Source organism: Opitutus sp. ER46 (assembly GCF_003054705.1).
Classification (GTDB): domain Bacteria; phylum Verrucomicrobiota; class Verrucomicrobiia; order Opitutales; family Opitutaceae; genus ER46.
The window spans coordinates 195,923-210,701 of sequence record NZ_QAYX01000019.1 but is presented as its reverse complement, the minus strand read 5'-3'; the positions used below and the strand labels follow the sequence as shown (position 1 = coordinate 210,701).

The 14,779-nt window shown below is 67.0% G+C and carries 20 protein-coding genes; 10 read left to right on the top strand and 10 right to left on the bottom strand.

Features of this window, described 5'->3' with window-relative positions:
* Position 1: 1 nt before the first annotated feature.
* From DB354_RS05950 to DB354_RS05915, 8 genes are all read right to left on the bottom strand, one after another.
* A complete protein-coding gene (locus DB354_RS05950; protein ID WP_107834525.1) occupies positions 2–523 on the bottom strand; it encodes a DUF2231 domain-containing protein in 522 nt (173 codons plus the stop codon).
* Between the two features lie 99 nt (positions 524–622).
* Positions 623–1,582, bottom strand: a complete 960-nt coding sequence (locus tag DB354_RS05945) for an MlaD family protein (RefSeq protein ID WP_107834524.1) — start codon at positions 1,580–1,582, stop codon at positions 623–625.
* The gene (locus tag DB354_RS05940; protein ID WP_107834523.1) at positions 1,579–2,124 is read right to left on the bottom strand and encodes a paraquat-inducible protein A; all 546 of its coding nucleotides are present in this window, start codon (positions 2,122–2,124) and stop codon (positions 1,579–1,581) included. Before DB354_RS05940 ends, DB354_RS05945 begins: the two co-directional genes overlap by 4 nt.
* The gene (locus DB354_RS05935; protein WP_146180125.1) at positions 2,121–2,708 is read right to left on the bottom strand and encodes a paraquat-inducible protein A; all 588 of its coding nucleotides are present in this window, start codon (positions 2,706–2,708) and stop codon (positions 2,121–2,123) included. Before DB354_RS05935 ends, DB354_RS05940 begins: the two co-directional genes overlap by 4 nt.
* Before the next feature lie 132 nt (positions 2,709–2,840).
* Positions 2,841–3,299 carry a four-helix bundle copper-binding protein gene (locus DB354_RS05930; RefSeq protein WP_107834521.1) on the bottom strand — a complete coding sequence of 153 codons (459 nt, stop codon included), beginning with the start codon at positions 3,297–3,299 and terminating at the stop codon, positions 2,841–2,843.
* A 310-nt stretch (positions 3,300–3,609) separates the two neighbouring features.
* Positions 3,610–3,921 (bottom strand): DUF2934 domain-containing protein, encoded by a 312-nt coding sequence (locus DB354_RS05925; protein ID WP_107834520.1) that lies wholly within the window; start codon positions 3,919–3,921, stop codon positions 3,610–3,612.
* A 513-nt stretch (positions 3,922–4,434) separates the two neighbouring features.
* On the bottom strand, positions 4,435–4,710 hold the full coding sequence (locus DB354_RS05920; RefSeq protein ID WP_107834519.1) for a hypothetical protein: 276 nt from the start codon (positions 4,708–4,710) through the stop codon (positions 4,435–4,437).
* A 120-nt stretch (positions 4,711–4,830) separates the two neighbouring features.
* Positions 4,831–6,921 (bottom strand): elongation factor G, encoded by a 2,091-nt coding sequence (locus tag DB354_RS05915; RefSeq protein ID WP_107834518.1) that lies wholly within the window; start codon positions 6,919–6,921, stop codon positions 4,831–4,833.
* A gap of 300 nt (positions 6,922–7,221) precedes the next feature.
* Here DB354_RS05915 and DB354_RS05910 point away from each other — a divergent pair, with 300 nt between their 5' ends.
* From DB354_RS05910 to DB354_RS05895, 4 genes are all read left to right on the top strand, one after another.
* On the top strand, positions 7,222–7,530 hold the full coding sequence (locus tag DB354_RS05910) for a DUF2934 domain-containing protein (RefSeq protein ID WP_107834517.1): 309 nt from the start codon (positions 7,222–7,224) through the stop codon (positions 7,528–7,530).
* Between the two features lie 13 nt (positions 7,531–7,543).
* Positions 7,544–7,945, top strand: a complete 402-nt coding sequence (locus DB354_RS05905; protein ID WP_107834516.1) for an Ohr family peroxiredoxin — start codon at positions 7,544–7,546, stop codon at positions 7,943–7,945.
* A gap of 3 nt (positions 7,946–7,948) precedes the next feature.
* Positions 7,949–8,446, top strand: coding sequence for a host attachment protein (locus DB354_RS05900; RefSeq protein WP_107834515.1), 498 nt, complete (start codon positions 7,949–7,951; stop codon positions 8,444–8,446).
* Between the two features lie 95 nt (positions 8,447–8,541).
* Positions 8,542–8,997 (top strand): YbhB/YbcL family Raf kinase inhibitor-like protein, encoded by a 456-nt coding sequence (locus tag DB354_RS05895; protein ID WP_107834514.1) that lies wholly within the window; start codon positions 8,542–8,544, stop codon positions 8,995–8,997.
* A 3-nt stretch (positions 8,998–9,000) separates the two neighbouring features.
* On the opposite strand, the gene DB354_RS05890 is transcribed toward DB354_RS05895, so the two are convergent.
* Positions 9,001–9,579, bottom strand: a complete 579-nt coding sequence (locus DB354_RS05890; protein WP_107834513.1) for a cell wall hydrolase — start codon at positions 9,577–9,579, stop codon at positions 9,001–9,003.
* A 176-nt stretch (positions 9,580–9,755) separates the two neighbouring features.
* Here DB354_RS05890 and DB354_RS05885 point away from each other — a divergent pair, with 176 nt between their 5' ends.
* Complete coding sequence (locus tag DB354_RS05885) at positions 9,756–10,169, top strand: hypothetical protein (RefSeq protein WP_107834512.1); 414 nt, start codon at positions 9,756–9,758, stop codon at positions 10,167–10,169.
* Here DB354_RS05885 and DB354_RS05880 read toward each other — a convergent pair.
* Positions 10,148–10,555 (bottom strand): hypothetical protein, encoded by a 408-nt coding sequence (locus tag DB354_RS05880; RefSeq protein WP_146180124.1) that lies wholly within the window; start codon positions 10,553–10,555, stop codon positions 10,148–10,150. The two genes, DB354_RS05885 and DB354_RS05880, sit on opposite strands and share 22 nt — an antisense overlap.
* 172 nt (positions 10,556–10,727) lie before the next feature.
* Here DB354_RS05880 and DB354_RS05875 point away from each other — a divergent pair, with 172 nt between their 5' ends.
* The 5 genes from DB354_RS05875 to infC all read left to right on the top strand — a co-directional run bounded on the left by DB354_RS05875 (position 10,728) and on the right by infC (position 14,774).
* Positions 10,728–11,357, top strand: a complete 630-nt coding sequence (locus DB354_RS05875) for a hypothetical protein (protein ID WP_107834689.1) — start codon at positions 10,728–10,730, stop codon at positions 11,355–11,357.
* Between the two features lie 54 nt (positions 11,358–11,411).
* Complete coding sequence (gene lpxA, locus DB354_RS05870) at positions 11,412–12,167, top strand: acyl-ACP--UDP-N-acetylglucosamine O-acyltransferase (RefSeq protein ID WP_107834510.1); 756 nt, start codon at positions 11,412–11,414, stop codon at positions 12,165–12,167.
* Between the two features lie 160 nt (positions 12,168–12,327).
* A complete protein-coding gene (locus DB354_RS05865) occupies positions 12,328–13,323 on the top strand; it encodes a 4-hydroxythreonine-4-phosphate dehydrogenase PdxA (protein ID WP_107834509.1) in 996 nt (331 codons plus the stop codon).
* A gap of 115 nt (positions 13,324–13,438) precedes the next feature.
* A complete protein-coding gene (locus DB354_RS05860) occupies positions 13,439–13,846 on the top strand; it encodes an iron-sulfur cluster assembly accessory protein (RefSeq protein WP_107834508.1) in 408 nt (135 codons plus the stop codon).
* A 244-nt stretch (positions 13,847–14,090) separates the two neighbouring features.
* Entirely contained in the window at positions 14,091–14,774 is a 684-nt protein-coding gene (gene infC / locus DB354_RS05855) for a translation initiation factor IF-3 (protein ID WP_107834507.1), read from the top strand.
* The last annotated feature ends 5 nt before the right edge of the window (positions 14,775–14,779 follow it).

Sequence of the window (14,779 nt, the reverse complement as noted above, 5' to 3'; positions counted from 1 at the left end):
GCTACTTGGACTCCGGCAGGCGCGCGCCACCGGCCTCGGCCTGGCGGCGCCACTTGGCTTTCGACTGCCGCGCGACGCTGATGCCGTGGTCGAAGACCATCAACGAACCTAGATACCCGCTGAGGACCACGAGCACGGCGCCGGCGGTGGAGGTCGCAAGGATGGGCGGAGTGATCGGGTGCGGGGTCGACAGGGCGGTCCAGCGGAGCCCGAAATTGGCCGCCCACAAAATCGCGGCGAGGAGGTTGAGGGCCAGGTGGTACAGCCCGAGTTTCCAGGCCGGCTTCTCCTTCTTGATGGACGACCAGTCCGCGACGCCGGTTGGCACGGCCAGGAGGGCGCCGACGAGGCCGGTGCCCACGCAGAAGATCGCCAACAGCGGGATGACGCTATCGCGCGCTGCGTCGCGGCCGACGTAGTCGAGAATGGCGGCGACGATCCAGAGACCGATCGGCACGTGGACGATCGCGGGGTGGAGCGGGTGTCCGAGCCATTTGCCTTGCAGCAGTTCGACGGGTTTCACGGGGACCGGGGGGGACGTCCACCGACAGAGTCCAAAACCGTCAGGAGGTTCCTTGTCGCGGGGCGCGGTGGAACGGCGAAGGCGCCGGGTTGCCGGAGGTTAGGGGGCGGGCGGTACGGGTTGGCCGAGCAACTGCGGCGCCTCGGCGGGTTCGGTCTTGGGCGTGCTCTCCACGGGCGTGATCGGAATGCGCGGGCGCCATTGCAGCCACTCCTTCTCCGGATCCTCGTGAAGCACGTACTCGGTGCCCTCGAGGGCGGGCGGGGCGAGTTCGCCGTCGGGCGTGCCGAGGCTGACGCCGCCGAGGAGAAGCGACTGGAGCGTGGTGGACTTCACCTCGGCGCCGGTGAAGCCGAGTCGGAACGAGATGCCGCCGACGTTCCAGAACTGCGAGTTGGTGCGCACGAGGTCGACGTACGGCGTGTAGATCCGGACGCGGATCAGGGCCGCGGTGGCGTCGCTGGCCAGGCGCGTGGTTTCGACGAGGCCGATCTTCACGCCCCGGAAGTACACGGGCGCGCCGGGCCTGAGTCCGCCGAGACGGTTGGCGCGCAGCACGAAGGCGCGGCCCGACTCCGGATCGTCGATGGCGGGGGGACGGTCGAGGCCGCGGAAATGCGTGGCGGATTTCCCAGTGCCGGGGCGGACCTGGAGCCGCACGCCGGATACGAGGGTTTCGAGGCCGCGGATTCCGGCGAAGCTGACCTCCGGGTGGACAATCCAAAACTCGGAGCCGGTGCGGGCAACGGCGGCGCCGGTTTTGGTGAGCCGTACGTCGAGGATGACGCCGCTGAGGTCGTCCTTGAGGCGGACAGCCGTGACGACGCCGATGGCGACGCCCTTGTGTTCCAGTTCAGTCTTGCCGGCCTCGACGCCGGCACCGCGGGAGAACTCGATGGTGATCGTTGGACCGTGGTCGCGGAACTGGCGAAGCAGCATCCATCCGGCGACGGCGAGAGCGACGAGCGGCACGACCCAGACGAGCGGAAGCGCGGGCCGGCGGGAAAGGCGAGGAGCGGGCGGGGACGTGGGAGCGGGGGCCGGGGCGGTGGGGCTCATGGGCGCTCCTTTTGCGGCTGGGGCGCGTCGTCCCAGAGCGAGCGCGGGTCGAACGCATCGGTCGCGAGCATGGTGAGCACGACGGCGGCGGCGAAGGCCAGCGAACCGGCGTGGGGCTGGATGTGCGCCAGGAGGCCGAACTGCACGGCGCCGCAGAGGAACGCGACGAGGAAGACGTCGAGCATCGACCACCGGCCGATGAAATCGAGGACCGCGTAGAGGCGGGTGAGGGCGCGGCGGCGCGCGGGGGCGGGGTGGCGCCGGGCGGCGAGCAGGAGCGTGGCGATGCCGGCAATCTTGAGCATGGGCACCAGGATGCTCGCGGCGAAGACGATGGCGGCGATCGCCCAGGAGCCGTCCTCGCAGAGTCCGACGATGCCGGACATGATGGTGTCGGTGCGCGAGCGGCCGGGAATGATCGTAGTGAAGACCGGGAGCACGTTGGCCGGGACGAGCATGATCGTGGCGGCGAGCGTGAACGCGGCGGCGCGCGCGTGATCGCGCCGGTGGATGCGCGCGGGGCGGGCGGGTGGGGCGTTCATGTGCGGGCGCCCTCCATGCGCCGCCAGGCGAGCAACATCGCCCAGCTCATGCCCGCATAGCACCACAGGCCGGGGCCCGGCCGCACCTGCACAACGGCGCCGATCTTCACGAAGGCGACGAGGATCGCCAGAATCTGGACCTCGGGCATGGACCAGCGCTGCAGGGCGGCGACGAACCCGGCGGAGAGGACGCCGACACGACCGCTGGGCCGGGGGCGCGCGGCGCTGACGAGCATCAGGAGCGAAGCCAGGACGGTGCACGGCACGACCACGCCGCAGAGGGCGACCCAGACCGAGAGGAGAGGCATGCCGTTGTGCCAGAGCGCGGTGATGCCGGACCACACGTAGCTGGCGTGCTCGGCACCGAATTTGTCGACGGTGACGAGCGGAAGCCGGAGCGCGGGCACCGCGAAGATCAGTGCGGTGATCGTCAGGGCCAGGGCGGCTTGGGGTTGCGGCGGACGGGCGGCCAAGCGGCTGCCGCAGCGGACACACAACGCGCGCTCGCCGGGGCGAAGATGCACCGCGCGGTGGGCGCAGCCACAGACGCGGCAGGAGAGCGGGGTGGGGAGAGAACCTTCCATGGGCGACACGCCCGGGTTGTCACCCGGACGTGCCGCCCAGCGACCAATCGCCGCTGGGTGGGTTCCTTGCGAAAGCGCAGCCGTCGCCGGGGCGACAGGCTCGCCTGGCGAGCGCGGCCGGCCGCACCTCACTCAGGACATCGCGGGACTCTCGTCGGGCGCGGAGGCGTCGGCCATGCCGGAGGAGCTGATCTCGCCGAGGAGGAAGTTGCAGCGTTCCTGGCAGTGGCGGCAGGTCTCGGCGCAGACGCGGCAGTGGTCGTGCATGTCGGCGTGGCGCTCGCATTCCTCGGCGCAAAGCTGGCAGGCGAGGATGCACGCGTGGAGCTGGGCGTGGACGAGCTCGTTGGGCGTCTCGGTCTGGCGGGTGAGGACGCGGGCGGCGGCGTTGCAGACGTCGGCGCAGTCGAGGTTGGTACTGATGCAGCGGCGGAGCCGGTCGAGATGCTCGGGTTCGCCGAGGCAGGCGTCCGCGCACGCGGTGCACGTGGCGGCGCAGGACTCGAGGGCATCGAGGGCGTCGACGTAATCGGAAGTATGTTGGAACTCGCCGCGGGGATGGCGGCGCAGCATCAGGTCGATGGTTTTCATAAAGGGAGATGCGATGAGGTTGCCCGACTCTATGCTCCGGGGAGAGGTCGTGCCATGGGGTCGGGTGCAGCCGCGGGCATGGGAAAAGTGCCGCGGGGCGGAGACCCGGGGGGCGGCCGCGCTCGCTGGTGGTGACGCGGAACGGCCTGGAGATCGTCCATGCGACGGGGCCGAAGGGACTGCGCAGTACGGGTCGATTATCGAGATAACACGCCAAATCTGGCGTGTTACCGGCGATAACGCGCCAGATTTGGCGTGTTATTTCGATTTGGCCCCGCGCGGGCATGTAGTCAGGGCTGCGGCCGAGACGCTAGATATTGAACGAGCTGGAGCTGCGCGGCGGGCCCATGCGACCGATGGGCCGGAGCTCGCGCTCGATCCGGGAGTTCAGGGCGGGATCAGTGTCCGGATCGGTGTTGGCCATGTCGGCCGGGATCGGATCGCGGGCGGCCGGTTGGGCGGGCGGAGCACCGGCGAGCTGGCGTTCGGCTTCGAGCCAGATGTCGATGTCGCTGCCCTCGGGGCAACCCCGCTCGCGCCAGAGCTCGTGGGCGAGGGCGGCGATTTGTTCGTGGGTGGGTGGTTTGATGCCCGTGCCGGGCGGGGAGCTTCGCGGTTTCATACGCCAACCTACGACCGCGCGGGTGCTCCCGCCATCGGGCCGGCGCGGAACGTACGCTCCGGGTTCGTTCCTCCGCCGGGCTGCGCTTTTGCGCCGGGGAGTGTCCGCCGTCGCCGCATGCGGGAATGGGAAGTGGCTCGCTGGTGGCGCCCGCTTCGTTGCGGTACCCTGGCTCGTGAGGCTGGCCGTTGGCCGACGTCCGAGGCGCCTCCGTGCCGTCCCAACCTTCCGGGCCGCGGTATCACGAACCCACGTCAGTCGAGCACCAGAACGCCATGTCACAACGCGACCAGATCATTGCCTGCTGGAAGCGACGGGCGCGCGGTCGTGACGCGCAAAAACAAAAACCAGGCAGCGTCGGCCGGAAACAGGATGGGCGGGGCGGGGGTGAGCCATGCCCATCCTGACTGCGGTCGGACTGCCTGGCGTTGGGCCGGAACGGGAAGACCAAGAACCCGTGTCGGCCAAAACCAGACGGTTCGTGGACAACGCGCCACGAGGCCGTCGGTTGTGTCAGGGGGCGGAACTCGCCAGCGGCATGGGAGCCGGGACGGGTTCGCCAGAAATCATGCGGTATTTCTCAGGCGGGATCTTGATCCGGTGGCCGGAATCGAGGTCGGTGAAGATGTGCCAGTGGGGGTCGTGGACATCATGTACGGCCACATCCATGCGGTGTCCGGTTTCGTAGGTGTATTCTTCAAAAGCAAAGCCGTGGTCCTCGTGGAGCACGGCTTCGCCGAGTTCGCCGCTGTGCGGCTCGGTGATTTCGATTTTCCAGGTCGTCATCATGGGTTTTGGGGGGAGGAAAATATGACGAGTAGCGCTGGAGCGGACGCGGACGCGTGCGCAGCGGCGAGACTGGGGCTGACTAGTGCATTGGAGTGGTTCCGGTTTAGGCCACGGAGGCGTTCACTTCTCGACGGCGACGGGACCGTTGCGCTTGGCCCGTTCGGCGAGGATTTTCTGAACGTACTCCGCCGGTACTTCGGCGTAATGACTGAATTCTTCGGCGTGGCGTCCGCGACCGCTGGTGAGCGAGCGGACGACCGTGCTGTAGTGGTACAGATCCTTCTGCGGCACCTTGGCGCGGATGATCTGGAAATGGCCGTCGCTCTCGACGCCCATGATCTGGCCGCGGCGGGAGGAGAGATCACCGAGCACGGCGCCCACGAAGTCCTCGGGCACGGTCACGGCCACGGTGTAGATGGGCTCGAGCAGACACGGGCTGGCGGCCTGGAAGGCCTCCTTGAAGGCGTGGTAGCCGGCGACCTGGAAGGCGATATCCTTTGAGTCCACCGGGTGCATCTTGCCGTCGTAGAACTCGGCTTTGACGTCGGTGACGCGGAAGCCGGCGTAGATGCCCTCCTTGCAGGCGGTCTGGACGCCCTTCTCGACGGAGGGGACGAACACGCGATCGACGTTGGTGCCGACGAGGGACTGCTTGAATTCGACGCCGGTGTCGCGGGGACCTGGTTCGACGCGCAGCCACACTTCGGCGAACTGGCCCGCACCACCGGTCTGCTTCTTGTGCCGGTAGCGGGAGTCGCCGCGGCCGCGAATGGTTTCGCGATAGGGAATATGCGGTTCCTCCAGGTCGACGGTGACGCCGAAGCGGCGGGCGAGGCGTTCGACGATGACCTGCAGATGGATTTCGCCCTGGCCGGAGACGATGGTCTGGTGCACCTCCTCGTCGACGCGGTAGTGGAAGGTCGGGTCTTCCTGATGGAGCGTGGCGAGACCCACGGCGAGCTTGTCCTCATCGCCCTTTGAACGCAGGCGGAGGGCGGCGTGGATGTTGGGCCGTGGGTATTCGACCTTGGGCAGCACGACCTGGTACTTCGGCGCGCAGAGGGTGTCGCCGGTGTGGGTGTCGCGCAGCTTGACGGCGGCGCCGAGGTCGCCGGCGCGGAGGAGGGGAACCGGGATGCGCTCGCGCCCATTGAGGAGGTAGAGCTGGCCGACGCGCTCGCTGAGATCGCGGGTGGTGTTGCGAAGCTCGTCGCCTGACTTGAGGGTGCCCGAGAACAGCCGGAACAGCGACAGCTCGCCGACGCCGGGCTCGTTCATCGTCTTGAACACATACACGACCGGCTCGGGCTGCGAAAGCTGCACCGAGCCGGCTACTCCACTCGCATCTTTGGCTGGCACCTCGGCACGATCGAGTGGCGAGGAGCCGTATTTTGCCATGAAGTCCATCAGGCGGGCTACGCCGACGTTGGTCTCGGCGGACACCGCGAAGAGGGGGACGAAAACCTGGTTTTGGATGGTCTTGTGCAGGCCGGCCCGTAGCTCCTCCTCCGCCAGGACGCCTTTCTCGAAGAACTTCTCCATCAGGCTGTCGTCCGATTCGGCGACGAACTCGATGAGCTCGCGATGGAGCTGTTCGACGCGTTCGGAAAGGGCGCCGGGTGGTGTCTCCGTGTACTTGCCGGTGCCACCGGGAGTGTACGTCACGAGCTCGTTGCGCAGGACGTCGAGCGTGTGGCTGAAGCCGGGCCCGACGTTGAGCGGGATCGTCATCGGGAACACGTTCTTGCCAAAGTGGGCGCGGGTATCGGCGACGATGTCGTCGAAGCTGACGTTGGGCTTATCGAGCCCGTTGATCACGACGATCTTCGGCAGGCCAAAATGGGTGGCGTAGTCCCAGGAGGCGTCGGTGCCGATGCCGATGCCATGGGCGGCGTTGATCACGATCACGGCGAAGTCGCCGACGCGCATCGCACCGAGACCTTCGCTGATGAAGTCGGTGTAGCCCGGGCAATCGAGGATGTTGAACTTCTTCTCCATCCATTCCGTGTGGAGGAGCGAGGCATGCACCGAAATCTGGTGCTTGCGCTCGCTATCGTGATAGTCGGAAACCGTGGTGCCGGCGGCGATTGAGCCCATCCGGCCGATGCGTCCCGAACAGGCCATCATGGCCTCGGCGAGCATCGTCTTTCCGGCGGACGCATGGCCCAGCACAGCGAAGTTTCTCAGGTCTGAAGAGGCGTAGTCTTTCATGAACCGAGTCTCTGGGTTAGAGAACCGCGATTAGGGGGAGGGTTTCGCGGCGAGGGGGTTAACTTGGCGTACTTTATTCGACAATGCAGACGACGCCTCCGCGTCGTTTGCGCGTTTGCAGGCGGATTTTGCTCAAAATCTTCCAAAAGCCAACTGTCACCTACCGATCGTCCAGACGCGGTGGAAGTTGGCTGACGTGGAGTTGCCTGGCGCCGCCCGAAAGAGGCCCCGCGCAACGGTGGCGCGCAATTTCTGCGCCGGGCGGAACGTGGTCCGAGGTGCTGGGTCGGTGCAGCGCGCATGGAGAACGCGACGCCTGACAACACCGCCCACCCGCCTCGTCCCGAACTTGCCCGCGAACAGATCGCCGAACGCGCCCGCCGACTCTGGATGGAGCGCGGGAGCCCGGGAGGGCGGGATCTCGAACACTGGCTCGACGCCGAACGGCAGCTCCGGGACGAGTTTGCCCAGCGTGAACGCACCCCCAGGTCGGCTCCGCCCGCGAAACCGCGCCACATGGACCTGAACGAGGCAGAGAAACGGCTCGACGGCCTGGTCGAACCGAAACCCAACCCGGCCCGGCGCACGCCGGCTGGCGAGAACCTCTGACCCGCTCGCTTCCATGAAAACCATTCACGTGGCGGAAATGATGGCGCAGGGCGGCCGGGATGGGACCGTCGAGGCGCCGGACGGCGATTTCCGGGTGCAACTAGCGACCGACGGCCAGCCGGGCAGCGTCACCCCGGAGCACCTGTTCGCGGGCGCCTACGGTGCCTGTTATCTTGGCGCGCTGGAGAACGCCGCGCGCAAGGCCCATGTCGAACTGAAAGGAGTGACACTGGTTGCGAGGGCACACCTTGAGGAAGACGACCGAGGGGGGTATAGTCTCAGCGTCGAGCTGCGTGCCGCCATGCCGGGTGTGAAGGAAGCGGAGGCGCAGCATATCATGAACCTCGCCCACCAGACGTGCCCGTACTCCAAGGCCGTCCGCGGCAACATCAACGTCACCCTGTCATTCGACTAAATCATGAGCGAACACTACTTCGTCACGGCGGATAACGGCCACCTGCGGGTCTACCTCGAACGCAACGAACCAGGACAACGGATGCCGGGGCTGCAGCAGGTTGAAGCGATGGACTTCCCGGCGGGGCGGCAGAGCTACAATGCTCGCGATACCGCGATGGCCGGTCGCTTCCAGGGATCGAAGCACCAGGCGGCGGCAACGGGCGCCCCGGGCGCAGCCGTCGCGCGCACCGGCATGTCCATCGACGAGCGGCTGCCGATGCAGCGCGAAGAGAACCGCCGCCGGGTGCGGGATGTGGCCGCGGAGATCGAGGCGTTCTTTGCCTCGCGCGGCGGCGCGACGTGGGACTTCGCCGGCGCCCCCGAGTTCAGAAGCGCGGTGGTGGAGCAGTTGTCGCCGAAGGTTCGCACGCAGTTGCGGCGCACCATCAGCAAGGACCTGGTCAACCAGCCGGCCGAGGACGTCCGGGCGCACTTTGTCGAGGCCGCGGGCCGACATTGAGCCGGGCCCGACTGGCGGTCACAGAATTCAAATCGGCGTCCGCCTTCACTGCGAGGGCGGATGCCTGGCGTACGGATGCCGGGACAAGGGGTAACATGAAGATCGTGGTCAACGCCTTTGCGTCGGGGGGTGTGATTCCCGCGCAGTACTCGAAACGGGGCGGCAATCGCAGCCCGGGCATGGCGTTCGCGGACGTGCCCCGCGGGGCGGTGAGCTTGGTGCTGATCGTGGATGATCCCGACGCGCCGAGCGGACTCTTCACGCATTGGGTGGTCTACGACATCGATCCACGGGTCACGCGGGTCGACGAGAACACCGTGCCGACGCACGGCCGACAGGGGAGGAACAGTTGGGGCGACACGCGGTACGGGGGGCCCCAGCCGCCCGACCGCGAACACCGCTACTTCTTCCGTCTCCATGCCCTGGACCAGCGTGTGGACCGGGAGCCTGGGATTGACCGGGCGCAACTGGAGCGCGCGATGGAGGGGCATGTGATCGCCGAGGCCGAGTACATGGGCCGCTACGCCCCGCACACGAGCGAAGTTGTCTGAGCCTTAGCGGTAAAACGCGTGGCGGCCGATCGTAGTGGTGCGGGCCAGGGAACGCGTCCAGGTCGTGCGTTCGCCGGTGCGGGTGTAGTGGGTGGCGCCGCCGGTTGGGTCGTGCCACTTGGGTCCCGCGGCCTCATCCACGATCCGCAGCGCGACGGGCCACATGCGATCGCGCTGGGCGCGGGCGACCAGCCGGCGGAGCGACTCGCGTCCCGAGGTGACGCTGTTGAGGGCGCTGAACTGCTTTCCCTTCATCACGGTGGGCACGAAGAGCTCGGGTAACTCGCGCGCGCGGTTGCGGATGACGGACATCACGGCGCGCATGCCGAAGTCGCCCTGGGAGGCGGCCTCGAGAATGAGGCACGCGGCGATGGTCTGCCGATCGGCGTCGCTGAGTTCGTACTTCGGGATCGAAACGAGGATGGATGGGGCGGCGATACTGGAGGGGCGGGTTGGTGAAAACGTCTGCGGCGTCTCCGGCGGAACGATATACGGGATGGCGCCGGCGTGCAGACAGCTCACGCCTCCCAGCGCCAGCAGCGGCGCGAGGTACAGGCAGGTCGCTGTCCGTCGTAGGTTCACAACCGACGACTTTCGCACGGGGCTGGTGGACTGGATATGGGGTTGGCAACGGGACCGGGGGTAGGTGGACCCACCGGGGGCGCCTCGGGGTGACTGCGGACCACGGCGTGAGGACGCCGGAGCGTCCGTGGAATCCGCGCGCCGAACGAAGGGCCCCGGGCTAGGTCAGCGGGAGAATGTCACTGCGTTCGCGACTCCATCGATCCTGGGGCGAATTGAAGCACGGCAAGCCGGGGCGCCGCTTCCAGGACCGCTTTGAACGCAACCGACGTGAGGGCGGCCGGAGCATGGGCAAACGCGTGCTGAAGATCGTGGCGGCGGTGGCGTTGCTGTTGCTCGGCTTGGTTGAGGTGTTGTTTCCGGGGCCGGCGGTTCTGTTCATCGTCGCGGGCGGGGCGTTGCTGGCCGGCGAGTCGAAGACGATCGCCCGGCTGATGGACGCGCTGGAGGTGCGGGGGCGGCGGATCTGGCGGTTGGCCCGTGATCACTGGCGCGCGGCGTCGCCGGGATCGCGTGGCGCGGTGGTCTCGCTGGTGGCGGCGATGGCGGCCGTCAGCGGATTCCTGGTCTATCGCGCGTTGGCCGGCTGACCCTCGGGAGATGCCACGGCGGACGGTTTGGCGCCGGCCGTGCAGGAAAGGAGGCGGCCGTCAGTGACATCGAAACGCAACGTGGACCCCGTGAGCGACTCCACGACCAGTTCGGCGGCGGTTTCTGCCACGATCTTGGCGCAGGGCGGCTCGCTGGCGGGCCATTCGGCCAGCCAGAGCAGGCGGAAATCGGAGTCGACGCTGTAAAGGTTGGTGACCCCTGGAAGGAGCCCGTACGGATGTTCGCGCACGTAGATGCGGTCGGAGCCGTGATGGAATTCCATGACGGCGGTGGCGAGCGGCGCATGCTTGGCCAGCGCGTTGCCTCGCAGGCTGAGCCGGCAGAGCATTCCGTCGATTACAGCGATGGGGTGCGGATTGGTCACGAAAACTGGACCGTCCAAGGCAACAGCTCGCCGGAGTCGGAGCAAGGCCGAAGGGGAATGCTGAAAGCTGAAGACTGAAAGCTGAACGGGACGAAGAAGAGGGGACGGAGTCAGGCGCAGCGCCGATTTCCGTCTCGATTAGGCGGCAGCGCTCGTGAATCATGGCCGCGCCATGTCCGCCATCGACGAAGGCATTGTCCGCGAGTATTTTGAACAAAACGGCTTCCTGGTCCGGCAGGCGCGGAAGTATCAGGTGCAGGCCCGCCGCAAGGCGGCCGACGAGGAGATCGATCTCATCGTGTACAACCCGGCGTGGCAGCGCGGCGCCCGCAAACCGGATTTCTTCCTCTTCTCGAACGAGCTCGCCTACGTCCACAAGGCGGTGATCTCGGTGAAGCCGTGGCATACCGGCGTCTTCACGCCGGCGGTGCTCAAGGGCAGCCCGGAGGTCTTCCGGTTTCTCGAGGACACGGTGGTGAAACAGGTCGCGCGGTTTTTCCCGGCGGATACGCCGGAGGACCCGGCGGGCGATCTGACCAAGATTCTGGTGTTGCCCAGCCTGCCGACCGCGGAGCCGTTCCGGTCGCAGAGTGTGGAGATGCTGAAGACGCGCGGCGTCGATGCGATCATCTCGTTTCGCGCCATGCTGCTGGACCTGATCGAGAAGATTGAGATCAACCAGAACTACGCGAAGAGCGACACCCTGCAGGTGATGCGCATCTTGAAGAACTACGACCTCCTGAAAGATACGCAGCTGGATCTTCCGGGCGCGCGCGATCTGGGCGGGCGCAAAGGTCGGTGAGCCGCGAGGATTTGCTTTGGCGTCCCGGCATTTGGTGTGTGGGATCCCCGCCCCATGATTCATCCGACAGCCATCGTTGAACCCGGCGCGCAGCTTGGCGCCGAGTGCGAGATCATGGCGCATGCGATCATCACGCGGCACGCGGTGCTTGGCGATCGCGTCGTCGTGCATCCCTTTGCGGTGATTGGCGGTGATCCGCAGTATCTCGGCTTCAATCGGGCGCTTCCGACCTACGTGCGCATTGGGGCGGGGACGGTGATCCGGGAGCACGTGACAGTGAACCGCTCGATCTACGAGGGCAAAGCCACGCAGATCGGCGAGGAGTGTTTTCTCATGGCCTCGAGCCACGTCGCGCACGATTGCGCCGTGGGTCGCAAGGTCGTGCTGGCCAACGCCGCCCTGCTGGCGGGGCATGCGCAGGTGGGCGACTTCACGTTTGTGGGGGGCGCGGCGGCGATGCACCAGTTCTGCCGCATCGGCGAGGGCGTGATGGTCGCGGGGCACGCGGCGATCACGCGCGACGTGCCGCACTACACGATGGTGGCGGAGCGCGACGATATCATCGGGTTCAATGTCGTCGGCCTGAAGCGTCGCGGGTTCAGCCGGGCGGCGATCGCGGAGCTCAAGGCCGCGTTCCACGACGTGTATTTTACCCCGGGCAACATCCGCACCGTGGCTGCGGAGCGACTGGCGTCGGGCGCCTTTCAGTCCGTCGAGGCGCGGCGTTTCCTGGAGTTCTTCGCGGGCGGCAAACGTGGCTTCGCCCGCGCGCGGCGGGCCGGCTGCCCGGAAGGGGAGGAGTCGGCCTGAGCGGCGTGCTTCCTTTCTCCGGCGCGTTCGCGGTCTCCGCCCCATGGTCCCGCTTTCCTTCTTTCTCCGCCGCCCGTCCGGGCGGTAATCCCCAAACCTCCTGCCCAGCTCCGGTCGGTGCCTTCACCCCCGCCGCCGGCTGCATCCGGGCGCAACCAACATGTCTCCCAAACTCGCATTCACCTGCGGCGATCCGGCCGGCATTGGTCCCGAAGTCATCGCGGCGTGGCTGGCCACGCATCCGGATGAAGCCGCGGACGTGGCGCTGATCGGGCCCGCGTCGTGGCTGGAAAAACTGGATACACCGGCGACGAAGGTGCCGGTCGGGTTGGAGGGCTTCGTGGCGACGCCGGGCAAGCCGAGCGGTGAAGGCGCGCTCGTTGCGTGGGCGGCGCTCGAGCGCGCGGCGAGCGGCTGCCGCGAGGGCGAGTTCTCCGGGACGGTAACGGGCCCCGTGAGCAAGGAGTGGCTGGCACGCATCGGGTACAGTTTCCCGGGCCAGACGGAATTTTTCGCCGCGCGCTGGGGCGGTGAGCCGGTGATGGCGTTCTGCGGCGGCCGGCTCCGCGTGGTGCTCGCGACCTGGCACGTGCCGCTGCATCACGTGCCGCGGCTGCTCGGCCCGCACCTGCTGCACCGGACGGTTGCCGCCGCGGATGAACTGGCGCGCGTGTTTGCGCCGCCCGCGTCGGCGCTGCCGCCGCTGCGTTCGCAGCCCGAATGGGCGCAGGCCGGCGCCATCCTGACGCCGCCGCGCATCGGGGTCTGCGGACTGAACCCGCACGCCGGCGAGGCGGGCCTCCTCGGCACGGAGGAGCGTGACCTGATCAATCCCGCACTGGACCATTTGCGTCCGACGTTCCCGGGGCTGTCGCGCTGCGAGCCGGGCGACACGCTCTTCGCGCGACAACTGCGCGGCGAATTCGATGTGGTGATCGCGTTGTATCACGACCAGGGCCTCGCGCCGCTGAAGACGGTCGAGTTCGACGAGGCCGTGAACGTCACCCTCGGCCTGGCGCACGTGCGCACGAGCCCGGATCACGGCACCGCGTTCGGGATCGCCGGCAAAGGCGAGGCGCGGCCGACGAGTTTTGCCAACGCGGTCCAGGTTGCGCGCCGGCTGATTGCGACGCGCGCGGCGCGACGCTCCGCGTGATGGCTTCGCGGCGGAGCCGGGCGGGGCGCACCGCGCGTCAGCGCCGCCATTGCCTTTCGGAAAAACCGCTGCTCCTTGCGGGCGCCCACCTGCTGCCTTGATTGACGCGAACACCATGTCCGATTCCGCCCTCCTTCCCGCTGCCGCCGCGACTCCGTCCACCCCTCCGCTCCCGGAAGGCGTGCGACTGGGCAACGAGAACCTGATCCAATTGACCGAGGCCGCAGGCATCAAGGCGCGTGCCCTCATCGCGCGGGAGAACCAGGGCAACCACCTGCGCATCGCGATCACCGGCGGTGGCTGCAACGGGCTCAGCTACAAGATGAAGTTCGTGCCCGAGCCCCGCCGCGGAGACCTTGTCGTGCTTACGGCCGGCGTGTCCGTCCTGGTGGATAGCAAGAGTGCTTTGTACCTGAAGGGCACACACTTGGATTACTCCAACGCGATGATTGGCGGCGGGTTCAAGTTCACCAATCCCAATGCCAAGGCGAGCTGCTCCTGTGGTGAGAGCTTCAGCGTCTGAAGCCCCGGAACCCCGCCGCTTTGTTGCCCGGGTGTTGGGCCATCGGAATTCAGGACTGGGAAAATCCTAATGCCTAAAGAGTTGCAAAGCCTTCGGTCCTGAGGATCGTTTGGTCCCGCAACTTCCTTAACCCCGCAATTCTTCGTCGCCTCCTCCAGGTCCGCCCTGCAAAAACCTCCTTGCTCCCGTCTAGTTTACCGGCGAGAAGCCAACCCGACACCGATACCACAGCGAACTCTCATTGATGGCTACTTCGTTTCCCTCCGCCGGCGGCAACCGCCCTGGCCATTTCCAGCGTCGTAATACCGACCCGTTCGCGGCGATCCGCCGCAACCATCGTATCAAGGTTCCCCAGGTGCGTGTGATTTCCCCCGAGGGTAAGCAGCTCGGGATCATGGACACGCCGAAAGCCATCAATCTTGCCCTCGAGGTCGGCCTTGACCTGGTCGAGTTCGCGCCCAACGCGAACCCGCCGGTGTGCCGCATCATCGATTTCGGCAAGTACGTGTACGAGGAGCAGAAGAAGCACTCACACGCGAAGGCGACCGGCTCGAAGATCAAGGAAATCGAGTTTACCGCGCGCATCGAGCAGCACGACTACGAGACCAAGCTCCGCCACGGCGAGCAGTTCCTGAGCAACGGCAACAAGGTGAAGATGCGCCTCAAGTTCCGCGGTCGCGAAATGGCGCACACCGAAATCGGCTTCAACGTCATGAAGCGCGCCGTCGCCGACCTCGCCGGCATGGGCACCGCGGACTCCGAGCCGAAGCTCATCGGGCGCAACATCAATGTCATGCTGACGCCGCTCCCGGTGAACAAGCGCAAGCCCAAGTTCTTCCGCCCTGGCGTCGACGAGGAAGTCGAAGAGGACGAGCCGATTCGCGACACCGAGGACAACGAGACGTCCGGTTCGCAGCCGACCGCCTGAGGTTT